The sequence below is a fragment of the Sphingomonas hylomeconis genome, assembly GCF_025370105.1.
Classification (GTDB): Bacteria; Pseudomonadota; Alphaproteobacteria; order Sphingomonadales; family Sphingomonadaceae; genus Sphingomonas; species Sphingomonas hylomeconis.
On record NZ_JANQBK010000017.1, the window covers coordinates 71488 to 94895 of the forward strand.

At 66.6% G+C, this 23408-nt stretch carries 22 protein-coding genes; 18 read left to right on the forward strand and 4 right to left on the reverse strand.

Features of this window, described 5'->3' with window-relative positions; genetic code table 11:
* Positions 1-21 precede the first annotated feature (21 nt).
* The gene (locus tag NV401_RS16680) at positions 22-645 is read left to right on the forward strand and encodes an alpha-ketoglutarate-dependent dioxygenase AlkB (protein ID WP_261295581.1); all 624 of its coding nucleotides are present in this window, start codon (positions 22-24) and stop codon (positions 643-645) included.
* On the opposite strand, the gene mobA is transcribed toward NV401_RS16680, so the two are convergent.
* The 3 genes from mobA to NV401_RS16695 are packed head-to-tail and all read right to left on the reverse strand — an operon-like array spanning position 596 to position 3023.
* Positions 596-1141 carry a molybdenum cofactor guanylyltransferase gene (mobA, locus tag NV401_RS16685; protein ID WP_261295582.1) on the reverse strand — a complete coding sequence of 182 codons (546 nt, stop codon included), beginning with the start codon at positions 1139-1141 and terminating at the stop codon, positions 596-598. The two genes, NV401_RS16680 and mobA, sit on opposite strands and share 50 nt — an antisense overlap.
* Positions 1138-1914 carry a formate dehydrogenase accessory sulfurtransferase FdhD gene (gene fdhD, locus NV401_RS16690; RefSeq protein WP_261295583.1) on the reverse strand — a complete coding sequence of 259 codons (777 nt, stop codon included), beginning with the start codon at positions 1912-1914 and terminating at the stop codon, positions 1138-1140. The genes mobA and fdhD overlap by 4 nt, the downstream gene beginning before the upstream one ends.
* A 26-nt stretch (positions 1915-1940) precedes the next feature.
* A complete protein-coding gene (locus NV401_RS16695; RefSeq protein ID WP_261295584.1) occupies positions 1941-3023 on the reverse strand; it encodes a catalase family protein in 1083 nt (360 codons plus the stop codon).
* A gap of 105 nt (positions 3024-3128) precedes the next feature.
* On the opposite strand from NV401_RS16695, the gene NV401_RS16700 reads away from it, so the two are divergent.
* The 16 genes from NV401_RS16700 (at position 3129) to NV401_RS16775 (ending at position 21979) form a co-directional block, all read left to right on the forward strand.
* Positions 3129-5417, forward strand: coding sequence for an FdhF/YdeP family oxidoreductase (locus tag NV401_RS16700; RefSeq protein ID WP_261295585.1), 2289 nt, complete (start codon positions 3129-3131; stop codon positions 5415-5417).
* 206 nt (positions 5418-5623) lie between these two features.
* A complete protein-coding gene (gene paoA, locus NV401_RS16705; protein WP_261295586.1) occupies positions 5624-6256 on the forward strand; it encodes an aldehyde dehydrogenase iron-sulfur subunit PaoA in 633 nt (210 codons plus the stop codon).
* Positions 6253-7203 (forward strand): FAD binding domain-containing protein, encoded by a 951-nt coding sequence (locus tag NV401_RS16710; protein WP_261295587.1) that lies wholly within the window; start codon positions 6253-6255, stop codon positions 7201-7203. The genes paoA and NV401_RS16710 overlap by 4 nt, the downstream gene beginning before the upstream one ends.
* Before the next feature lie 4 nt (positions 7204-7207).
* Positions 7208-9415 carry an aldehyde oxidoreductase molybdenum-binding subunit PaoC gene (paoC, locus tag NV401_RS16715; protein WP_261295588.1) on the forward strand — a complete coding sequence of 736 codons (2208 nt, stop codon included), beginning with the start codon at positions 7208-7210 and terminating at the stop codon, positions 9413-9415.
* Positions 9416-9507: 92 nt separating this feature from the next.
* Complete coding sequence (gene glk / locus NV401_RS16720) at positions 9508-10476, forward strand: glucokinase (RefSeq protein ID WP_261295589.1); 969 nt, start codon at positions 9508-9510, stop codon at positions 10474-10476.
* Between the two features lie 126 nt (positions 10477-10602).
* On the forward strand, positions 10603-11016 hold the full coding sequence (locus NV401_RS16725) for a holin family protein (protein ID WP_261295590.1): 414 nt from the start codon (positions 10603-10605) through the stop codon (positions 11014-11016).
* A 128-nt stretch (positions 11017-11144) separates the two neighbouring features.
* Complete coding sequence (locus NV401_RS16730) at positions 11145-12038, forward strand: alpha/beta hydrolase (protein WP_261295591.1); 894 nt, start codon at positions 11145-11147, stop codon at positions 12036-12038.
* Between the two features lie 35 nt (positions 12039-12073).
* Positions 12074-12622, forward strand: coding sequence for an ATP-dependent protease subunit HslV (gene hslV, locus NV401_RS16735; RefSeq protein WP_261295592.1), 549 nt, complete (start codon positions 12074-12076; stop codon positions 12620-12622).
* A 121-nt stretch (positions 12623-12743) separates the two neighbouring features.
* Positions 12744-14039, forward strand: coding sequence for an ATP-dependent protease ATPase subunit HslU (gene hslU, locus NV401_RS16740; RefSeq protein ID WP_261295593.1), 1296 nt, complete (start codon positions 12744-12746; stop codon positions 14037-14039).
* A 108-nt stretch (positions 14040-14147) separates the two neighbouring features.
* Entirely contained in the window at positions 14148-16268 is a 2121-nt protein-coding gene (locus tag NV401_RS16745; protein WP_261295594.1) for a S9 family peptidase, read from the forward strand.
* Between the two features lie 88 nt (positions 16269-16356).
* Complete coding sequence (locus NV401_RS16750) at positions 16357-16734, forward strand: hypothetical protein (RefSeq protein WP_261295595.1); 378 nt, start codon at positions 16357-16359, stop codon at positions 16732-16734.
* A gap of 12 nt (positions 16735-16746) precedes the next feature.
* Positions 16747-16911 (forward strand): hypothetical protein, encoded by a 165-nt coding sequence (locus tag NV401_RS16755; protein WP_261295596.1) that lies wholly within the window; start codon positions 16747-16749, stop codon positions 16909-16911.
* Between the two features lie 42 nt (positions 16912-16953).
* A complete protein-coding gene (locus tag NV401_RS16760; protein ID WP_261295597.1) occupies positions 16954-17388 on the forward strand; it encodes a hypothetical protein in 435 nt (144 codons plus the stop codon).
* 88 nt (positions 17389-17476) lie between these two features.
* On the forward strand, positions 17477-20008 hold the full coding sequence (locus NV401_RS16765; protein ID WP_261295598.1) for a penicillin-binding protein 1A: 2532 nt from the start codon (positions 17477-17479) through the stop codon (positions 20006-20008).
* A 115-nt stretch (positions 20009-20123) separates the two neighbouring features.
* On the forward strand, positions 20124-21251 hold the full coding sequence (prfB, locus tag NV401_RS16770) for a peptide chain release factor 2 (protein ID WP_261295599.1): 1128 nt from the start codon (positions 20124-20126) through the stop codon (positions 21249-21251).
* Between the two features lie 29 nt (positions 21252-21280).
* Positions 21281-21979 carry a class I SAM-dependent methyltransferase gene (locus tag NV401_RS16775; RefSeq protein ID WP_261295705.1) on the forward strand — a complete coding sequence of 233 codons (699 nt, stop codon included), beginning with the start codon at positions 21281-21283 and terminating at the stop codon, positions 21977-21979.
* On the opposite strand, the gene NV401_RS16780 is transcribed toward NV401_RS16775, so the two are convergent.
* On the reverse strand, positions 21976-22380 hold the full coding sequence (locus NV401_RS16780) for a JAB domain-containing protein (RefSeq protein WP_261295600.1): 405 nt from the start codon (positions 22378-22380) through the stop codon (positions 21976-21978). The two genes, NV401_RS16775 and NV401_RS16780, sit on opposite strands and share 4 nt — an antisense overlap.
* 92 nt (positions 22381-22472) lie before the next feature.
* Here NV401_RS16780 and thyA point away from each other — a divergent pair, with 92 nt between their 5' ends.
* A complete protein-coding gene (gene thyA / locus NV401_RS16785) occupies positions 22473-23402 on the forward strand; it encodes a thymidylate synthase (protein ID WP_261295601.1) in 930 nt (309 codons plus the stop codon).
* Positions 23403-23408 lie beyond the last annotated feature (6 nt).

The window sequence follows — 23408 nt, forward strand, 5'->3', positions numbered from 1 at the left end:
CAGCAGCCCCATATCGGTCGCATGACCGCCCAGTTCGATCTGTTCGCTGCTCCCCCGCCGCTGCCGGCCGGCCTCACTTATGCCGACGCCATTCTTGACCCGGCCGAGGAGCGCGCGCTGCTCGTCCGGCTCGCCGACGTGCCCGTCACGCCGTTCAAATTCCAGGGCTGGCTGGGCAAGCGCGAAACCGCCTCGTACGGCTGGCGCTACGATTTCGCGGATGCGAGCTTCGGCCCGACCGAACCGATCCCCGATTTCCTGCTGCCGCTGCGCGCCCGCGCCGCCGCCTTTGCCGGGCTCGCCGAGGAGGATCTCGTCCAGGCGATGGTCACGCGCTACGATCCGGGCGCTGGGATCGGCTGGCACCGCGACCGCCCGGTATTCGAGCATGTCATCGGCATCTCGCTCGCCAATCCCGCGACCTTGCGCCTGCGCCGCCGCACGGCAGACGGGTTCGAGCGCGCGCATCTGCCGCTGCCGCCGCGCTCGATCTACCGGCTGAGCGGCGCGGTGCGGCACGCTTGGGAGCATAGCATCGCCGCGATGGACGTGCCGCGCTGGTCGATCACCTTCCGTACCCTGTCCGACAAGGGCCTCAAGGAGCTCGCGCGGCGATCAGGCGGGCCAGATCGTCCGGCCGGTTGATGTTGGGAATGTCGCCCGGCGCGTCGATCGCGGCCGCGCCGACCAGCGCGCCCCAGCCGCGCACCGAACGATCGCCATCCCGCACAAGATGCGCGGCCAGCAATTCGGCCAGAGCTACCGGCCACCAGCCGACGATCGGCATCTGCCGCACATAGCAGGGCCCGCGCGCCGCCAGCAGCAGGTCGAGCAACGCCGGCGGCATGGCGGGCGTGTCGCAGCCGATCGTGAGCACCGCATCGAAACCGTTGCCCGCCGCATGATGCAGCGCGCCGCACAGGCCCCCCAAAGGTCCGAGCCCGGGCGCTGGGCGATCGGCAATCGTGGTCAGGGAGTCAGGCGCTGCCGCTCGGCCGCAGACCACCACGTCGTCGCATTTGCTGCGCAATATGGCTGCAGCATGTTCGATCAGCGTGCACCCTTCGAGCAGCGCCATGCCCTTGTCGCTGCCGAAGCGCCGCGCTTCGCCGCCGGCCAGGATCGCGCCGAGGATCGTCACTCGGCCACTGCCAGCAGCGCGTCGCCCCGCGCCAGCATGATCAGCCGCAACCCGGCCTCCCGCGCCCGCGCGATGGCCAGGTCGGTCGCGGCCGAGATCGTCACCAACAGCGGGCAATCCGCCAGCGCGGCCTTTTCGACCAGTTCGTACGAGCAGCGCGATGACAGCAAGGCGAAGCCGCCGTCCCAGCCGCGTCCGCCCCGCGCCATCGCCCCGATCAGCTTGTCGAACGCATTGTGCCGCCCGACATCCTCGCGCACGATCAGCACGTCGCCGGCGGCGGAGCACAAGGCCGCCGCATGCACCGCTCCGGTCGCGCGATTGAGCGGCTGCTCGGCGCGCAACGCGGCCAGCGCGCGAAACACCGCCGTCTCGTCCGCCGTGCTGACCGCAGAAATGCGGGGCAGGGGGCGCAGCGCCTGTTCCAGATTCTCGATCCCGCACAGCCCGCACGAGGATTCGGACACGCGGTGCCGGACGCGCTCCAGCAGTCGGTCGCTGCACGACGCCGCCAGCGTGGCGCGCACGACATCGCCGTGCGGCGCGGTATGCACGTCCACGTCGAGAAGTGATCCCGGCGCATCGACCAGCCGTTCGCTCAGCGCAAAGCCGGTGACGAAATCCTGCAGATCGGCCGGCGTTGCCATCATCACGGCATAGCCGATGCCGTTGAACTCGATCGCGATCGGCCGTTCGATCGCGATCGCGCGCTCGATCGGCTCGGCGCCGCCATCGGGCGTCACGCGGACAAAGGAAGACGGCAGGGAGGTCATCCCTGCCGTCCTACAGCATCCCGCGCTTACGCCAACTCGCTCGTCGCGGCCGGCTCGTGGATCGGGCAGCCGTTGAACTTGGCGCGATATCCCGCCGAGAATTCGTACGGATCACGCCGCGCGCGGTTGACGCCGCCCAATGGCTGATGCGCCGCCAGCCCATGCCAGGGCGCGAACGACAGCGCGTCCTCGGTCTTCTCGCTCTTGCCCGATTCCCACGCCGCCTGCGGTTCTGCGGTCAGCGTCGCCACGGTGCGGAACGGGCTTTCCTTCTCGTCCCACAGGACGGTCGGATCCTCGATCGGCATCTTCTCGAGATCGGTGCACAATTGCACCTGCAATTCCCAGGTTCCGCCCTGTTCGACGAGCAATTCGTTTACCGCCTCGCGGATCGCATCGGGGCGGCCGCTGGCGTTGATCGTCTCATCGGCGAAATCCTTGATGCCGGAGACCGGCTTCAGCGAGAATTTGGCGATATAGTCGCCGTAGCGGAACGGCGTCTGAGTATAATAGGTCGCGCCCAGCGGATGCACCGGCTTGGCCCCGCCCAGCGTGCTGAGCAGAGAGGATTCGCCGCCGAATGCCTCCAGCGTCGCCTCCGCACCGCGCAACACCGAGGACAGCACCTTCTTCGCGCCTTCCGCCTTGTCGGTGGTCTTGGCGAGCAGCTTGAGATTGCCGAGGAATGCCTTGGGGTTGGGCGCGGCGAAGGTCGGGCCGTTGACCATCACGAAATCCTGCGTCGAGCCGTCGGCGCCCTGCAGCCGCTCGCCCGGCACCCCCATGATCTTGAGCGCCAGGCCGCGCGGCAGCGAGATCGCGTCATCCAGGATGTCGCCGGCATTGGTCGACAGGCGCAGCACGGCATCATAGCTGCCGGGTTGGGCGAACAGGCCCTGCGCCAGTTCGGGCGGCAACCCATCGGCCACCGTCAGCGTAGCCCGCGCAAGGCCATGGCCCTTGGCGTGCACCGAGCGCACGGCATGGCCGTAATCGGCGGAGGTCGTGTCGAGAATGATCTTGAACTGCTCTTCCAGCCCCTTGATCGTCTCGGCCTCGTCGGGCGCGGGGGTTTCGACGGAGGGGGAGAAACGCACGGGGGTCGGCATGGCAAATTCCTTACATTGGAATTCGGGATGAACCATTTTGTTGCCGTGCCGTTCCCTGCATAGGATAGGCGCCGCGCCTAAAACCAGCCCGGGCAGGAGTCGATCATGGCCAAGCAGCATTCCGACAAGCCCGAGATTACGCCGTTCGAAGGGCCGGCGGGCGGCTGGGGCTCGGTGCGCTCGCTTGCCGAAATCTTCCCGCGCGAACGCGTCCCGCCGGAAACGCTGCGCGAACTGGTGCGGCAGAACAAGCCCGACGGGTTCCAGTGCGTCAGCTGCGCCTGGCCCAAGCCGGCCAACCACCATCCGGTCGAATTCTGCGAGGAGGGCGCCAAGGCCACCGCCTGGGAACTCACCACCTATCGCACCACGCCCGAATTCTTCGCCAAGCATACGCTGGCTGAATTGCGCGGCTGGAAGGATTACGATCTCGAACAGCATGGCCGTCTGACCCATCCGCTGCGCTATGATGCTGCGACCGACAAATATGTCGCCTGTGCGTGGGACGAGGCCTTCGCCGAGATCGGCGCGGTGCTGCGCCCGCTCGATCCGAAATCGGTGGTCTTCTATTCCTCCGGCCGCACCAGCCTGGAAGCGTCGTACATGTACGGGCTGATGGCGCGGATGTACGGCAACCAGAACCTGCCCGACAGTTCGAACATGTGCCATGAATCCACCTCGGTCGGCCTCAAGGCGGCGATCGGTGTGCCCGTCGGCACGACGCGACTCGAGGATTTCGAGCAGTGCGACGCGATCCTGTTCTTCGGCCAGAATGTCGGCTCGAACGCGCCACGCATGCTCCATGATCTGCGCAGCGCGCGCAAACGCGGGGTGGAGATCATCACCTTCAATCCCTTGCGCGAACGCGGGCTCGAACGCTTCACCGATCCGCAGAATCCGATCGAGATGGCGACGCGCGCGGAAACCAACATCTCCACGCAATATCACCAGGTGAAGGCGGGTGGCGATATCGCCGCGATGATGGGGATCGCCAAGTTCCTGGTCGAATGGCACGACGCGGCGATCCTGGCCGGCCAGCCCGCCGTGCTCGATACCGCCTTCATCGAGGCGCACACGCACGGCTTCGAGGATTTCGTCGCCGCGGTGCGCGCCGCGGATTGGGGCGCGATCGTCCACGAAGCGGGCCTCGCCAAGACCGCGCTCGAAGAAGCCGCGCGGGTCTATGCCAAGTCCAAGGCGGTGATGGCGATCTATGGCATGGGCCTGACGCAGCATGTGAAGGGCGTCGAGAACGTCCGGATGGTCGTCAACCTGCTCCTCATGCGCGGCAATATCGGCAAGCCCGGCGCCGGCCCCACGCCCGTGCGCGGCCATAGCAACGTGCAGGGCCAGCGCACCGTCGGCATCACCGAGAAGACCGAGCTCGTGCCGGTCGAGAAGCTCGAGGCGCAATACGGCTTTACCGCGCCGCGCGAGAAGGGGCTCGATACGGTCGAAAGTTGCCGCGGCGTGATCGACGGATCGGTCAAGGCGTTCGTCGCCTTGGGCGGCAATTTCCTCCGCGCGGTGCCCGAGACCGGGCCGATGGAAGCCGCCTGGACCAATCTCGATCTGTCGGTGCAGATCGCCACCAAGCTCAACCGCAACCATCTCTTTCCTGGCAAGGTCACCTATCTGCTGCCGTGCCTCGGCCGGATCGAGACGGACGTGCAGGCGAGTGGCCCGCAAGTCGTGACGGTCGAGGATTCCACCAGCTGCATCCATGCCTCGCGCGGCAAGGCCACGCCGGCCAGCAAGCATCTGCTGTCCGAACCGGCGATCGTCGGCGCGCTCGCCAAGCAGATCCTGCCCGCCAATCCCAAGGTCGACTGGGACGCTTGGGTGGCGGATTATGCCACGATCCGCGACGCGATCGAGCAGACCTATCCGCTGGTCTTTCGCGATTTCAACGCGCGCCTGTTCCAGCCCGGTGGCTTCTGGAAGGGCAACAAGGCAAGCGAGCGGATCTGGCAGACCGAGAGCGGCAAGGCCGAGTTCCTCACCCCCACCGGCCTGTCGGCCACCGGCTTCGCCGACGCGGACGGCCGTTTCCGGCTGATGACGCTGCGCTCGAACGATCAGTTCAACACCACGATCTACGGCTATCACGATCGCTTCCGCGGCGTGAAGGGCACGCGCGACGTGCTGTTCATGCACGCGGCGGACATCGCTGCGGCGGGGCTCAAGGAAAACCAGATCGTCGCGCTGGAAAGCGATGCCGGCGACGGCATCACGCGCCGCCGCGAGGGGCTGATCGTCACGCCGTACAGCATCCCGCGCGGTTGCCTCGGCGCCTATTATCCGGAATGCAACGTGCTGATGCCGGTCGAGCATTTCGCCGAAGAAAGCCATGTCCCGGCGGCCAAATCGGTGCCTGTGAAGATCGTCGCCTGACCGTCGCCCCGGCGACGGCCGGGGCCGCCGGGAGGCATGCGGCGCAGCTGCGGCACGGCGGCTCCTGCCGTCGCCGGCGTAGACCTATTTCGGCGCCGCAGTGATAGTCGATCGCAATAGGCACCTTCCGGCGTGCCTGACGTTATGCCCGATTGAACCAGTACATCCGGCCCGCTGGGCCCCGTTGAGTGAGGAACGATATTGCCATGAGCGATAGCGGAGAATTTGAGATGTCGCGCCGCGGCCTGCTGGGCGCAGGGGCCGCATCGGTGGCGGCCACCGCCGTTCCGGTCAGCGCGGCGCAGGTCGGCAAGCCGGCCGCGCCGAGCCTGGCCAAGCTCGCCTTCGAGGTGAACGGCAAGAAGCGCACGCTGCAGGTCGATACGCGCACCACCTTGCTCGATGCGCTACGCGAGAACCTGCAGCTCACCGGCACCAAGAAGGGCTGCGATCACGGCCAGTGCGGCGCCTGCACCGTGCTCGTCGATGGCGTGCGGATCAATTCCTGCCTCAGCCTCGCGGTGATGCACGAAGGCGACAAGATCACCACGATCGAGGGGCTGGGCCAGCCGGACAACCTGCATCCGATGCAGGCCGCCTTCATCAAGCATGACGGCTATCAGTGCGGCTATTGCACGCCGGGGCAGATCTGCTCGGCGGTCGCAGTGCTGGGCGAGATCAAGGCCGGCATCCCGAGCCATGTCACCGCCGATCTCAACGGCCGTCCGACCGCCTCCAATGACGAGATGCGCGAGCGGATGAGCGGCAATATCTGCCGCTGCGGCGCCTATTCGAACATCCTCGAAGCGATGACCGACGTCGCGGAGAAAGTCGCATGAAGCCCTTTACCTATCAGCGCGTCAGCACGCCCGCCGAGGCCGCCGCCGCCGCGGCGCGCATGGCGAACTCGAAATTCATCGCCGGTGGCACCAACCTGCTCGATCTGATGAAGCTGCAGATCGAGGCGCCGGCGCATCTGATCGACGTCAACGCGCTCAAGCTCGACAAGATCGAGGATATGCCGGACGGCGGGCTGCGCATCGGTGCGCTGGTGACCAACACCAATCTTGCCGCGGACACGCGCGTGCGGCGCGATTATGGCGTGCTCAGCCGCGCGATCGTTGCCGGCGCGAGCGGCCAGCTGCGCAACAAGGCGACCACCGCGGGTAATCTGCTGCAGCGCACGCGCTGCCCCTATTTCTACGACACCAACCAGCCGTGCAACAAGCGCCAGCCCGGCACCGGCTGTTCGGCGATCGGCGGCTATAGCCGCCAGCTCGGCGTGATCGGCACGAGCGATTCGTGCATCGCGACCTATCCCGGCGACATGGCGGTGGCGATGCGTGTGCTCGACGCCACCGTGCATACGGTGAAGCCCGATGGGCTTACGCGGACGATCCCGATCGCCGATTTCCACCGCCTGCCTGGCGATACGCCGCAGGCCGATACCGTGCTGCAGACGGGCGAGCTGATCACCGCGGTCACGTTGCCCAAGCCGATCGGCGGCACGCACGTCTATCAAAAGGTGCGCGATCGCGCGTCCTATGCCTTCGCCCTGGTGTCGGTGGCGGCGGTCGTGCAGTCCGATGGCAGCGGTCGTATCGCGGTTGGCGGCATCGCGCCCAAGCCGTGGCGCAACGAGGCGGCGGAAGCCGATCTGCCGCGCGGCGCCAAGGCGGTGACCACCAAGCTGCTCGCCGACGCGCGGCCGACCGAAGACAATGCATTCAAGGTGAGCCTGGTCGAGCGCACGCTCGCCGCGGCGCTCGCCGAAGCGAAGGGGTAATCCCATGAAGTTCGACACCCCCGCCGGCCAGAACCCGATCGATCAGCTGAAGGTCGTCGGTAAGCCGCACGATCGTATCGACGGCAAGTACAAGACCACCGGCACCGCGCTCTATGCCTATGAGCGCAACGATGCCGTCGCCAACCATGCCTATGGCTATATGGTCGGGTCGGCGATCGCCAAGGGCCGCATCAACGCGATCGATCTGGCCGAGGCCAAGGGTGCGCCCGGCGTGATCGCGATCGTCACCGCGGCCAATGCCGGCAAGCTGACGAAAGGCGATTTCAACACCGCCAATCTGCTCGGCGGCCCGGAAATCCAGCATTATCACCAGGCCGTCGCCCTCGTTATCGCGGAGACGTTCGAACAGGCGCGTGCCGCCGCACAGCTCGTGCGGGTCGATTATGCCCGCGGCAAGGGGCGCTTCGATCTCGCCACCGAATTGAAGGGCGCACCGCTCAAGCCGGCCGAGGACAAGGGCCCGCCGGTCGACCGCGTCGGCGATTTCGAGGGTGCGTTCGGCAAGGCCGCGGTCAAGCTCGACGCGCGCTACACGACGCCCGATCACAGCCATGCGATGATGGAGCCGCACGCCTCGATCGCGACATGGGAAGGCGACAAGCTGACGCTGTGGACGTCCAACCAGATGATCGCCTGGGGCAAGGGCGATGTCGCCAAGACGCTCGGCCTGCCCAAGGAGAATGTCCGGCTGATCTCGCCCTATATCGGTGGCGGGTTCGGCGGGAAATTGTTCGTCCGCACCGATGCGATCATGGCAGCGCTCGGCGCCAAGGCGGCCGGCCGTTCGGTCAAGGTCACGCTGCAGCGCCCGCTGATGATCAACAACACCACGCATCGTCCGGCGACGATGCAGCGTATCCGTATCGGCGCGACCAAGGCCGGCAAGATCACCGCGATCGCGCACGAAAGCGGCTCGGGCGATCTCCCTGGCGGTCAGCCCGAGACCGCGGTCAATCAGACCAAGCTGATGTACGCCGGTGCCAACCGCCTGACCTCGATGCGGCTCGCCGTGCTCGATCTGCCCGAGGGCAATGCGATGCGCGCGCCGGGCGAGGCCCCGGGCCTGATGGCGCTTGAGATCGCGATGGATGAGATGGCCGAGAAATTGGGCATGGATCCGGTCGCGTTCCGCATCGCCAACGATACGCAGGTCGATCCGGAAAAGCCCGAACGACGCTTCTCGCAGCGCCAGTTGATCAAATGTCTGCAGACCGGTGCGGACAGCTTCGGCTGGAACAGGCGCAATGCCAAGCCGGCGCAGGTGCGCGACGGCAAGTGGCTGGTCGGGCTCGGCATGGCTGCGGGCTTCCGCAACAACATGCTGATGAAGTCGGCGGCGCGCGTCGGCATCGACCGCAAGGGCATCGTCACCGTCACCACCGACATGACCGATATCGGCACCGGCAGCTACACGATCATCGCGCAGACTGCGGCCGAAATGATGGGCGTCGATCTCGACAAGGTCGTGGTGAAGCTGGGTGATTCCGACAGCCCGGCCTCGGCCGGCTCGGGCGGGCAGTGGGGCGCCAACAATTCGACCTCGGGCGTCTACGCCGCGTGCGTCAAGCTGCGCGAGGCAGTTGCGCAGAAGCTTGGCTTCAATTCGACGGACGCTGAATTCGCCGACGGCAAGGTACGTTCGGGCAACCGTAGCGTCAGCCTGGCCGAGGCGGCGGGCGATGCCGGCTTGGTCGCCGAGGATGCGATCGAATATGGAGATCTCGACAAGAAGTATCAGCAATCGACCTTTGCTGGCCATTTCGTCGAGGTGGGCGTCAACGCCTATACCGGCGAGACGCGCATCCGCCGCATGCTCGCGGTGTGCGCGGCAGGGCGTATCCTCAATCCCAAGTCGGCACGCAGTCAGGTGATCGGCGGGATGACGATGGGCGCGGGCGCGGCGCTGATGGAGGAACTGGCGGTCGACAAGCGCTTCGGCTTTTTCGTCAATCACGATCTGGCGAGCTACGAGGTCCCGGTCCATGCCGATATCCCGCACCAGGACGTGATCTTCCTCGATGAGGTCGATCCGATTTCCTCGCCGATGAAGGCCAAGGGCGTCGGCGAGCTCGGCCTGTGCGGCGTCGGCGCGGCGATCGCCAACGCGATCTACAACGCCACCGGCGTGCGCGTGCGCGACTATCCGATCACGCTCGACAAGCATCTCGACAAGCTGCCCGAGATCGCCTGAGCCTGGCGATCTGATTGCGGCGGGCGTCGGTCGCTAAGACCTTGACCACGCCCGTCGCCCCTTTATCCCCCGCGCTCGAAGGAGAGCCGCTGGTGGAAGTCGTCGCAGTCGATATCGGGGGGACGCACGCGCGCTTCGCCATTGCCGAGGTGGCCGAGGGGCGCGTGGCGTCGCTGGGTGAAGCGGTCACGCTCAAGACCGCCGATTATGCCAGCGTGCAGAGCGCGTGGCAGGCATTCGGCGCGCAGGCCGGCCGGCCGCTGCCGCGCAATGCCGCGATCGCCGTCGCCTCGCCGGTCGGCGGCGAGGTGATCAAGCTGACCAACAACCCGTGGATCATTCGTCCGGCAATGATCCCCAGCCGGCTCGAGGTCGATCAGTTCAGCCTGATCAACGATTTCGGTGCGGTCGGCCATGCCGTCGCGCAGGCGCCGTCCAGCGACTTCCTGCATCTTGCCGGCCCCGATGTGCCGTTCAAGGAGCGCGGCGTGATCACCGTGTGCGGCCCCGGCACCGGCCTCGGCGTGGCGCAGGTGCTGCGCACCGGTGACGATTATCATGTCCTGCCCACCGAAGGCGGGCATACCGATTTCGCCCCACTCGACCGTCTGGAGGACGCGATCGTCCAGCATCTCCGCCCGATCTATCGCCGCGTCTCGGCCGAACGGATCGTCTCCGGGCCCGGCATCGTCGGCATCTACGAGACGCTGGCGGCAATGGGCGGGCAGGCCGTGCCGCGGCTCGACGACAAGGCGATCTGGACGATGGCGCTGGCGGGCACGGACAGTCTGGCGCTCGATGCGCTGGATCGCTTCTGCCAAGCGCTGGGCGCGGTGGCGGGCGATCTCGCACTGGCGCACGGCGCGATGGGCGTGGTGATCGCCGGTGGCCTCGGCCTTAGGCTCAAGGATCATTTCGCGCGCAGCGGCTTTGCCGAACGGTTCGCGGCCAAGGGCCGGTTCGAGGCGATGATGTCGGCGATCCCGGTCAAGCTCATCGTTCATCCGCAACCCGGCCTGTACGGCGCCGCGGCCGCCTTCGCGCAGGAACATGCACGCTAGGGTCTGAGTGCCGGCACGGTTCCCGGGGCTGCGTTAGCACATAAAGCCACTGTCCTACAGAAAACCAAATAGGTTATTCCTTCCCGACTCGCCGCATTCCGCGGCGGGATGGCGGAAGGGCATGGCATGAGCATTCTCGACGGTATCATCGGGCCGATCGCGGGCCTGATCGACAAGATCATCCCCGATCCCAGGGCACGCGACGCGGCCAAGCTGGAATTGCTGCGGCTGCAAGGCAGCCAGGAGCTCGATCAGGTCAAGACGCAGATGTCGGCGATCCTCAGCGAGGCGCAATCGACCGATCCCTGGACCAGTCGCGCGCGGCCGAGCTTCCTGTACGTGATGTATGCGCTGCTGTTGTGGGCGATCCCGATGGGGCTGATCGCTGCCGTGCAGCCGGTCATGGCGCGGGATATCGCGGCGGGCATGAACGCGTATCTCAGCGGCATCCCCGAACCGCTCTACGCGCTCTTCGGGACGGGCTATCTCGGCTATACCGTCGCGCGGAGCTGGGGAAAGGCCAAGGGCAGCGAGAAGTGACCGCAGCCCGACGTTGATTTTCGCAACGCCCCCCGGGCTTGTTCCTGGGCCCGCTTCCCCGCATACCGACGGCCAATGGACGTGCGGCGCAGCTTATGCCGGAACAAGTCCGGCAGGGCGGGTGAGCGATGACCAGACTGAAATTCGTGCTCCTGACCATCGTCGCCTTGGTCGCGATCATCGGCCTGATCATCGCCTTCGCCTCGCCGCCCGCCGTGCTCAATTTCATCAACAGCCACACGCCGGGCGACGGCAATGCGCACGAGGTGGCGGAGGGGGTGGCGTACGGCCCGGATGCCGCGCAGAAGCTGAACGTCTGGGCGCCCAAGGACAGCAAGCCGGGCCAGACCTATCCGGTGTTGGTCTTCTATTATGGTGGCGGCTGGGTGAAGGGCTCGCGCGGCGAATATGACTTTGCGGCCCGCGCTTATGCCGCCCGGGGCTTCGTCGTCGTCGTGCCGGATTACCGGCTGGTCCCGGCGGTGCATTTTCCGGTGTTCGTGCAGGATTCCGCGCTGGCGGTGAAATGGACGCGCGACAATGTCGCCCGGTTCGGCGGCGATCCGCGGCGCATCACCTTGGGCGGTCACTCGGCCGGTGCGTACAATGCCGCGATGCTGGCACTCGACCCGCATTGGCTGCGGGATATCGGCGTCGATCCCAAGATCGTCCGTGCGGCGGCGCTGCTCGCCGGCCCGTACGATTTCTACCCGTTCGACAAGAAGCGCAGCATCGATGCGATGAGCAACTGGCCGCGCCCGCTGGAGACGCAGCCGATCCGTTTCGCCGCCAAGGACAGCCCGCCTTTATGGCTCGCCGCCGGCACGGCCGACGATGTCGTGCGACCGTACAATAGCGAACGGCTGGCGGCGAAGCTGAAAGGCCTCGGCGCCACCGTCGAGCTCCGCCTCTATCCGGGCAAGAGCCATAACGATCTGATCATGGGCATTTCCAAACCGTTGCGCGGTCGTGCCCCGACCTTGCAGGAAAGTGTCGATTTTCTGCACGCGCACGCGCGCTGATTGCACCGCCGCCCGACCGCTCCCATATCGCGCCCATGAGCGAAAAACTGACGTGGCACGGCACGACCATTCTCTCCGTGCGCCGCAATGGACGCGTCGTCGTCGCCGGTGACGGCCAGGTGACGCAGGGCCAGACCGTGATGAAGCCCAATGCCAAGAAGGTCCGTCGCCTGGGCGACGGATCGGTCATCGCGGGGTTTGCCGGCGCGACCGCCGATGCCTTTACCCTGTTCGAACGGCTCGAGCGCAAGCTGGAGCAGCATCACGGCCAATTGCTGCGCGCGGCGGTGGAACTGGCCAAGGACTGGCGCACCGACAAATATCTTCGCAATCTGGAGGCGATGATGATCGTCGCCGACAAGGACGTGACCCTGATCCTGACCGGCAACGGCGATGTGCTTGAGCCCGAAGCCGGCGTCGCGGCGATCGGCTCGGGCGGCAATTACGCGCTCGCCGCAGCCCGCGCCTTGGTCGATTACGAACAGGATGCCGAGACGATCTGCCGCAAGGCAATGGCGATCGCGGCGGAGGTCTGCGTCTACACCAACGACCGGCTGACGGTGGAAGCGCTGGACGCCGCCTAAGTCCCCCTCCCGCTTGCGGGAGGGGTTAGGGGAGGGCCCGTCCTCCCGCGAACCGCCCGCCGGCCGACACGCCCTCCCCCCGACCCCTCCCGCAAGCGGGAGGGGGGAAGAAGAGAAGAACATGAACGACGCCCTGACACCCAAAGCCATCGTCGCCGCACTCGACGAGCACATCATCGGCCAGACCGACGCCAAGAAGGCCGTCGCCGTCGCGATGCGCAATCGCTGGCGCCGCCAGCGCCTCGGCGCCGATCTGCGCGACGAGGTGTCCCCAAAGAACATCCTGATGATCGGCCCCACCGGCTGCGGCAAGACCGAGATCAGCCGCCGCCTGGCCAAGCTCGCCGACGCGCCGTTCATCAAGATCGAGGCGACCAAGTTCACCGAGGTCGGCTATGTAGGCCGCGACGTCGAGCAGATCGCGCGCGACCTGGTCGAGGAAGCGGTGCGGCTGGAGAAGGAGCGCCGCCGCGTCGCGGTGAAGGACAAGGCCGAGGATGCGGCGATGGTCCGCCTGCTCGATGCGCTGACCGGCAAGGGTGCCAGCGAAGCGACGCGCGAGGCGTTCCGCCAGCGCATGCGCGACGGGCATCTCAACGAGACCGAGATCGAGATCGAGATGGAGGCGCCGCCCGCCATGCCGTTCGAAGTGCCCGGCGGCGCACCGCAGATGATCAACTTGTCGGAAATGATGGGCAAGGCGTTCGGCGGCGCGCAATTGAAGCGCCGCAAGCTCACCGTGCCCGCAGCCTGGGAGAAACTGGTCGAGGAGGAAGCCGACAAGCGCCTCGATCAGGAAGAGGTCAGCCGTGCCGCTTTGGCCGATGCCGAAGCCAATGGCATCGTGTTCCTCGACGAGATCGACAAGATCGCCGTCTCCGGCCAGCATGGCGGGTCGGTCAGCCGCGAAGGCGTGCAGCGCGATCTGCTGCCGCTGATCGAAGGCACGACGGTCGCGACCAAATATGGGCCGATGAAGACCGACCATATCCTGTTCATCGCCAGCGGCGCGTTCCACGTCGCCAAGCCGAGCGACCTGCTGCCCGAGCTGCAGGGGCGTCTCCCGATCCGCGTCGAGCTGAAGGCACTGACCGAGGCCGATTTCGTCGCCATCCTCAGCGACACCAAGGCCAGCCTGCTGCAGCAATATACCGCGCTGATCGGCACCGAAGGCGTGACGATCGACTTTACGCCGGACGGCATTGCCGCGGTCGCCAAGATCGCTGCCGACGTGAATGGCGAGATCGAGAATATCGGTGCGCGCCGCCTGCAGACGGTGATGGAGAAGCTCCTCGAGGACGTCAGCTTCAATGCCGAGGATCGCGGCGGCGAGACGGTGGTGGTGGATGCCGCCTATGTCGAGGCGCAGCTCGCGAGCATCGCCCGCAACACGGATCTCAGCCGCTTCGTGCTGTAAGCGCCGCTCGGCAACACCGTCATCCCGGATTTGGTCCGGGATGACGGCGAGCTTTACTTGCCCAATCCAAGCGCTAGCTTCCCCGCAAATCTCCGAGGGGAACAGTTTGTGAAGTATCTCGCCGTGCTCGGCCTCACCGCCGCCGTCATCCTTCCCGCCACCGCGCAGGATGCGCCCCGGCCGCCGGTCGCCGCGAAGAAGCCGTTCGTGGTCAAGGCCCCGTTCGGCGCGGCGCGCACCGACGAATATTACTGGCTGCGCGATGACACGCGCAAGGATCCGGCCATGCTGGCTCACCTCGCGGCCGAGAATGCCTATGCCGATGCCGTGCTCGCCCCGAACAAGCCGTTGCAGGCCGCGCTGTACAAGGAGACGGTGAGCCGCATCAAGCAGGACGACAGTTCGGTGCCGTACCTGCGGAACGGCTATTATTATTACACCCGCTTCGATACCGGCGCCGATTATGCGATCACCGCGCGCCGCAAGGGCGCGATGACCGCGCCCGAGGAAGTGCTGCTCGATCAGCCCAAGCTGGCGGCGGGGAAGGGCTTCTTCTCGGTTGGCGACACGGAGGTCAGCCCCGACAACACGATGCTTGCCTGGGCCGAGGACGTCGTCGGGCGCCGCCAGTATGTGCTCAAGGTGAAGAACATCGCCAGCGGCGCGGTGCTGCCCGATACGATCCCCAATGCCGAGCCCGGCGCGATCTGGGCCGATGACAACAAGACGATCTTCTACGTCGAAAAGGACCCGGTCACTTTGCTGAGCAAGCGCGTCAAGGCGCACGTACTTGGCACGCCGGTATCGGCCGACAAGCTCATCTATGAGGAGAAGGACGATACCTTCTACATGGGCATCGGCCGCACTACCGATGACAAATATATCTGCATTGGCGTGCAGAGCACGGTCAGCGCGGAGCAACGCTGCGCGCCCGCCGCCAACCCCACCGCGTTCACCATCCTGGCCCCGCGGCAGCGTGACTTTCTCTATGACGCCGATCATCTCGGCGGGCGCTGGATCTTCCGGACCAATTGGGATGCGCCGAATTACCGGCTAATGGCCGTCGCCGACGCTCAGGCGCGCGGCGATCGCACGGCGTGGCGTGATCTCGTGCCGGTCAAATCGGACGTGTTCATCGAGGCGTTCAAGCCGTTCGACGGCTTCCTTGCGATCGAGGAGCGCTCCGGCGGCAACAAGCGCGTGCGCACGCTCGCCAATGACGGCAAGAGCAGCTTCGTGCAGTCGGACGAGCCGGCCTATGCCATGAACCTGTCGGTCAACGAGGAGCCGGCCACGCCGTGGCTGCGCTACACCTATGGCTCGCTCACCACGCCGCTCACGACCTACGAAATCAACACGACGACCGGCGAGCGCCGCACGCTCAAGGTCCAGCCGGTGCCGGGCTATGATGCCACGCAATATGTCACCGAGCGGGTCTGGGTGCCGGCGCGCGACGGCGTGAAGGTGCCGGTCAGCCTGGTCTATAAGAAGGGCTTCAAGCGCGATGGCAGCGCGGCGATGCTGCAATATGGCTATGGCAGCTACGGCGCGTCGATGGATCCTGGCTATTCGGTGCAGACGACGAGCCTGCTCGATCGCGGCATGGTCTATGCGCTGGCGCATATCCGCGGCGGTCAGGAACTGGGGCGTGCCTGGTATGACGACGGGCATCTGATGAAGAAGCAGAACAGCTTCAACGATTTCATCGACGTGACACGCTGGCTGGTCGCCAACAAATACGCCGCCCGGGGCCGCGTCGCGGCGATGGGCGGCAGCGCCGGCGGGCTGCTGATGGGCGGCATCGCCAACCAGGCGCCTAAGGATTACAAGGTGATCATCGCGCAGGTGCCGTTCGTCGATGTGCTGACGACGATGCTCGATGCCAGCATTCCGCTCACCACCGGCGAATATGACGAATGGGGCAATCCCGCGCAGAAGGCCGCCTACGACTATATGGCGACCTATTCGCCCTACGATAACATCACGGCCCAGGCCTATCCGGCGCTGTTCGTCGGCACCGGCCTGTGGGACAGCCAGGTGCAATATTACGAGCCGGCCAAATGGGTCGCCAGGCTGCGGGCGACCAAGACCGATCGCAATCCGCTGGTGTTCCGCATCAACATGGAGGCCGGGCATGGCGGCAAGTCGGGCCGGTTCGAGCGCTACAAGGAATCCGCCGAGGCAATGGCCTTCGCGCTGAACCAGTTGGGCGTGGCCGACGCGCCGTGACGACGCGGGGCTGATGCGGCCTGGCGCGGAACGCTCGCTGCGTCCGCTGGTTACCCTTCCGACGATTAATCACAGGGAAGCGACGACCATGGCTACCAAGCCCCGCAAGACGACGACGAAACGCAAGCCCGCGGCGCAGCGCCGCGAGTCCAGGCTCGACACCTCCACCGCGCTGTCGATCGGCGGCGCGGTGCTCGCGGTCGGTGCGGCCGTGGCCGGCTTCCTCGCGCGGCGTCAGATTGCCGCCTTCGTCGCCCCCGGCACGGCCGAGCATCAGGCGCCGGATCTCGCGCTGGATCAGCCGCACAACGACGGCGCGACCCGCGCCCCGGTCGATTTTCGTCCGGACATGGATGCGCCGATGTCGCCGGCCGAGCGTGAGGCGCTGCGCCCCGCCACCGGTCCGGCACCGACCATGGTCGCCGAAGCCGGAACGATGAACAGCCAGACCGGCGCTGACAACTGAGGGAGACCGATCATGGCCGATGACACGAGCAAGCCGACCGAGACCCAGCCGGCGCCGAATATCTCGACCGAGCATCAGGCGCCGGGCGACGCCCGCCGCCCCGGCGACACGCTCGATCGCGCGCAACCTGACGATGGCGAGACGGTCCGCAAATCGTCTCTCACGCGGAACGAATAGGCGCTGATCCGCATTAGGCATCTATCCAACAGGAGAAGCAAGATGCGCGCACTCACACTCGGCCTGATCGCCGCCTCGACGATGGTCGCCGGCTGCAGCACCTATGACCAGGGCGGCCGCCCGGGCTATGCCGGTGACTATAGCCGCTACGATTACAACAATCCGGATCCCGCTTATGGCGGTTACGATGCCGGCCGTTACTATCGTGAGGACAATCGTCGCTATCGCGAGCGTCAGCTGTCGGCCAATGATCGCGTCTACCGCGGCAATGATGGCCGCTATTACTGCCGTCGCGAAGATGGCACCACCGGGCTGATCGTCGGCGGCCTCGCCGGTGGCGCGCTGGGTGCGGTGATTGCGCCGGGTGGTTCGGGCTTGTTGGGCGCGGTCATCGGCGCGGCCGGCGGGGCGCTCGCCGGCCAGGCGATCGACAAGAGCGACAACAACAACCGCGGCCGCGGCGCGCGCTGCCGTTGAGCTGAAGCGGGGCGGGGTCCGGTAATCGGGCCCCGTCGCCGCACTCAGGCTGGCAAGGCCCGAGAAAGTTGCTAGAGGCTGGGGCCTAATGGCCGCATCAGACTCTCCCCGCGTCAATTTCCGTCTTCGCCGCGAGGTGGACGGCTTCCGCGGCTTCGTGCAGCGCCTCTGGGCGCGCTGGTGGGTCAAGGCCCTCGTCATCCTCGCGGCGCTTGGCGGGATCGGCATCCTGCTGATCTGGCTGCTCGTCGCGCGCGATCTGCCCTCGGTCGACAAGCTGCGTGCCTACGAGCCGCCCTTGCCGACGAACGTGCGCGGCATCGATGGCGATCCGATCTACAGCTACGCGCGCGAGCGGCGCGTCGAACTGAGCTACGCCGAATATCCGCAATTGCTCGTCCGCGCCTTCATCTCGGCCGAGGACAAGACCTTTTTCGAGCATCACGGCGTCGATTATCCGGGCATCGCCGCGGCGGCGTTCAACAATCTGCGCAGCAACCGCCGCCCGGTCGGCGCCTCGACGATCACGCAGCAGGTCGCCAAGAACCTGCTGATCGGCAACGAAACCAGCTATATGCGCAAGGCCAAGGAAGCCATCCTGGCCTATCGCATCGAGGATACGCTGACCAAGCCGCAGATCCTCGAACTGTATCTCAACCAGATCGCGCTCGGTCGCAACGCGTTCGGCGTGGCGGCGGCCAGCTATGCCTATTTCGGCAAGGATCTGAACGAGCTCGATCTGGCGCAGATGGCGTATCTGGCGATCCTGCCCAAGGGCCCGGCAAATTACGATCCGATCCGCAACACGCAGCGCGCGCTCGACCGGCGCAATTACGTGCTCGGCGAAATGCTCAAGAACGGGTTCATCACCCAGGCGCAATATGCCGCGGCCAATGCCGAGCCGCTCGGCGCGGTGCCGCGCCAGACGCCCAAGGCGCAGGTCGCGGGCTCGGGCTATTTCGTCGAGGAAGTCCGCCGCCAGCTGATCGACAAGTTCGGTGAGGACGAGAAGGGTGGGCCGTACAGCGTCTATGCCGGCGGCCTGTGGGTGCGCACGTCGTTCGACGAAAAGCAGCAGGATTTCGCGCAGGAAGCGCTGCGTGATGGGTTGCTGCGGTTCGAGCGCGGGCGCGGCTGGTCCGGCCCGCTGCTGCATGTCGATATCGCCGGGGACAATTGGCAGTCGGCGATGCTCAACACCAATATCGGGCTCGATTATCGGGATTGGCGTCCGGCGATCGTCACCGCGACCGGCGCGAGCGCGGCGACGCTCGGCTTTTCCAACGGCCAGACCGGCGAACTGCCGCGCTGGGCCGCGCAGATGCCGGTGCGCGGGCAGGGCGGCAGTGCCTTCAACGCGCTCGAGGTCGGCGACATCATCGCCGTCGCCCCGGAAGGCAGCAGCTTCGCCTTGCGCAGCGTGCCCAAAATCTCCGGTGCGTTCGTCGTCGAGGAACCGGCCACCGGGCGCGTGCTGGCGATGCAGGGCGGCTTCGATTCCCGTGTCCAGTCGTTCAACCGCGCGACCCAGGCACAGCGCCAGCCGGGCTCGACGATCAAGCCGATCGTCTACGCCGCGGCGCTCGCCAATGGCATGACGCCCGCCTCGATCATCGTCGACGGCCCGTTCTGCGTCTATCAGGGCGCACGGCTCGGCCAGAAATGCTTCCGCAACTTCAGCGGCGGCGGCGCCGGGCCGCACACGATGCGCTGGGGCGTCGAGCAATCGCGCAACCTGATGACGGTGCGCACCGCCAGCCAGACCGGCATGGACAAGGTCGTCGGGCTGATGGACCAGATCGGCGTCGGCAAATATCCCGCCTATCTGTCGTTCGCCCTGGGCGCCGGCGAGACCACGGTGTCGCGGATGGTCAACGCATATTCGATCCTCGCCAATCAGGGCCGGGCGCATCCCGCTACGCTGATCGATTTCGTCCAGGATCGCCACGGCAAGGTCGTCTGGCCGGAAAACTGGCGTGCCTGCGATGCCTGCAACGCGCCGGACTGGAACGGCCGCGCGATGCCGCGCCCGGTGATCCGCGGGAAGCAGGTGCTGGATGCGATCAGCGCCTATCAGATGGTGCATATCGCCGAGGGAGTGATCCAGCGCGGCACCGCCACCGTGCTGCGCGATCTCGATCGCCCGATGTTCGGCAAGACCGGCACCAATTCCGGCCCGACCGACGTGTGGTTCATCGGCGGCACGCCGCAGATGATCGCCGGCGTGTATATCGGCTATGATACGCCGCGGAAGCTGGGTGGCGCGGCACAGGGCGGCACGGTCGCCGCACCGATCTTCAAGCAATGGGCGGTCAAGGCCTATGAGGGCATGGACCGGCTGCCGTTCCGCGCTCCCGAGGGCGTGCGCATGGTGCGCATCGATCGCGCCAGCGGCAAGCCGGTCTATGGCGCCTGGCCCGGCACCGATCCCAAGGCGGCGGTGATCTGGGAAGCGTTCAAGCCCGAGAGCGAGCCGCGCCGCGCGATCCGCCGTGCCGGCGCGGTCGCCGATCCGGCGATCGCCGCGGCGGCCGCCAAGGAGCGTGCGGCGCGCGCCGCGCGGCGCGCGGAACAGCGCGCCGACAGCGATTTCTTGCAGAGAGAGGGCGGAATCTACTAGTCGACCCTATATACCGGCGTCATCCCGGCGACCGCCGGGGCCTCATGGCATCGGGCGCGTTTAGCCGCGCAAGATCCCAGCACTCGCTGGGGTGACGGAATTTTGGAGAACACCCATGCGCGCCGAAGCGCAGGCACATGTCGAAACGATCAACGCCGCGTTGGCCCTGTTGCGCCGCTCCCTCGATTGGGATCGTGCACTGCGCCGGCTCGACGAGCTGAACGCGCGCGTCGAGGATCAGGCGCTCTGGAACGATCCCAAGGCCGCGCAGGATGTCATGCGCGAACGCCGTCGGCTCGACGAGGCGATCACCGCGACGCGCAACATCGAGCGCGAACTGAGCGACAATATCGAGCTGATCGAAATGGCCGAGGCGGAGGGCGATACCGAGATGGAGACGGAGGGCGTCGCCGCGCTCGCCGAACTCGCCGAACGCTCGGACCGCGACAAGGTCACCGCCCTGCTGTCCGGCGAGGCCGACGGCAACGATACCTATGTCGAGATCAATTCCGGCGCCGGCGGGACGGAGAGCCAGGACTGGGCCGGCATGTTGCTGCGCATGTATACGCGCTGGGCCGAGCGCCATGGCTACAAGGTCGATCTGATCGATTATCATGCCGGCGAGCAAGCCGGGATCAAATCGGCGACCTTGCTGGTCAAGGGCGAGAACGCTTACGGTTATGCCAAGACCGAGAGCGGCGTGCATCGCCTGGTGCGCATCTCGCCATACGACAGCGCGGCGCGGCGCCACACCTCGTTTTCGAGCGTGTGGGTCTATCCGGTGATCGATGACGATATCAACGTCGAGTATAACGAGAGCGATCTGCGCATCGACACGTACCGCGCGAGCGGTGCCGGTGGTCAGCACATCAACACGACCGACTCCGCCGTGCGCATCACGCATATCCCGACCGGCATCGTCGTGCAGTGCCAGAACCAGCGCTCGCAGCACAAGAACAAGGCCGAGGCCTATAATCAGCTGCGCGCCCGCCTGTACGAGCGCGAGCTGTCGATTCGCGAGGAAGCCGCGAACGCCGAGAATGCGACCAAGACCGATATCGGCTGGGGCCACCAGATCCGTTCCTACGTGCTCCAGCCCTATCAGCTGGTGAAGGATCTGCGCACCGGCACGACGTCGACCGCACCGGCTGACGTGCTGGATGGCGCGCTCGATCCGTTCATGGCCGCGGCCCTGTCGCAGCGCGTCACCGGCGAGGCGGTCGAGGTCGAGGACGTCGATTGAGCCGCCGCCCGGGTCATCTTCCCGCGCTGATGGGCGTCGGCTTGCTCGCGCTCGCCGCGTGCGAGGCCGCGCCCAGCTTGCCGAAGCCGCCCAAGGAGCGGATCGATCCGTTCCCCGCCGCCGATCGTCCGGTCGCGCAGATCGTCTCGTCGCGCTGGTCGACCGAGGAAGCGCGTGACCGGCTCAACGAGGCGGGGCAGGTGATGGCCAAGTCCGGCATAAAACCGGGCATAACGGTTGCCGATATCGGCGCCGGTGAGGGCTATTATACGATCCGCCTGGCGCAGCGCGTCGGCAAGGAAGGCCGCGTCCTGGCCGAGGATATCGTCGAGGAAGTGCGCGACACGCTGGCCGAGCGCGTGGCGCGCGAACGGCTCGACAATGTCAGCGTGCGCCTGGGTGCGCCGGCCGATCCCAAGCTGCCGGATGGCAGCTTCGATCGCATCTTCATGGTGCACATGTATCACGAGATCGAGCAGCCCTATGAATTCCTCTGGCGCATGCGGCCCGCGCTACGCCCCGGCGGGGAAGTCGTGGTCGTCGATGCCGACCGTCCGACCCGGGATCACGGCACGCCGCCAGCCTTGCTCAAATGCGAATTCGCTCGCGTGGGCTATCGCCAGGTGGCGATGGAAAACATGCCCTCGGCCGGCGGTTATCTCGCGACCTTCCGGGCGGTCGGGCCGCGGCCCGATCCGAAGACGATCCGGCCCTGCCGGATCGGTTAGAGCAGGCCCATCGCGCGCATGCTGGCCCAGCGCGGGCCTGCCAGCACGAGATGATCCACCAGCCGCACGTCGAGCGCCGCGACCGCGCCGAGCAGCCGCCGCGTGACCGCGAGATCCGCCGCGCTCGGGGTCGGATCGCCGCCCGGATGATTGTGCGCCAGCACGATGGCATGGGCGTCGAGCGTGAGAATGTCGCCGATCACCGCGCGCCATTGCATGACCACCCCGTCCGGCGTCCCGAACGGCGTTCGGCGGACGCCCAACAAGCGCCATTCCGGATCAAGATAGGCGATGCCGCAGCGCTCGCGATCGGCATCGGCGAGGTCGGCGAACAACGCGACCGCGTCCGACGCCGCCCGAACCGCACGGCCGTCGAGGGCAAGGCAGGCTGCAATCGCCACCGGTCGATGCTATCGTGCTGCCGGCCGGGCTCCACCTGATCTTGATCCGTTCCGGCGATGCATCTAGGCGCGGGCTGACAGGGAGAAACGGCATGGCCGAGGCCGCGCATTACGAGCACCAATATCTCCAGCTGTTGCGCGATGTGTGGGACCGCGGCGACGAGCGTCGCGACCGCACCGGGGTCGGCACCCGCTCGCTGTTCGGGCCGACGATGCGCTTCGATCTCGCCGATGATGCCATGCCGCTGCTCACCACCAAGCGAGTGGCGTGGAAGACGGCGGCACGCGAGATGCTGTGGTTTCTCACCGGCGACACCAACATTCGCGAACTGGTCCGCCAGAAGGTGCATATCTGGACCGATTGGCCGCTCGATCGCTATCGCCGCGCGACCGGCGAGGCGATCGATCGCGATGCGTTCGAGGCGCGGATCCTCGCCGACGAGGCGTTCGCCCGCGACTGGGGCGATCTCGGGCCGGTCTACGGCAAGCAATGGGTGGCGTGGGACACGTACGAGCCGGCCGGCGAGGGCCTGTTCCGGCGCGGCGCGCCGATCAACCAGATCGCCGCCCTGGTCGAGGCGATCCGCACCAACCCGACCTCGCGTCGGCTGCTGTTCACCGGCTGGAACGTCGCCGAGCTGGACGGCATGGCGCTGCCGCCGTGCCATATGACGTATCAGTTCCACGTGTCCGGCGGGCGGCTGTCGGTGATGCTGTGGCAGCGCTCGTGCGATCTCGGGCTGGGCTTCGCGTTCAACGCCTTTTCCGCCGCGCTGCTGCTGCGCATGCTCGCGCAGCAATGCGATCTCGCCCCCGGCGAACTGGTGTGGAGCGCGGGCGACGCGCATGTCTATCTCAACCACCAACATCTGGTGGACGAACAGCTCGCGCGCGAACCGCGCGGCCGCCCGCGCATGACCATCCGGCGCCGGCCGGAATCGATCTTCGACTATCGTATCGAGGATTTCGAGATCGTCGATTACGATCCGCATCCCGCGATCGCCGCGCCGGTCGCGGTCTGATCGCGG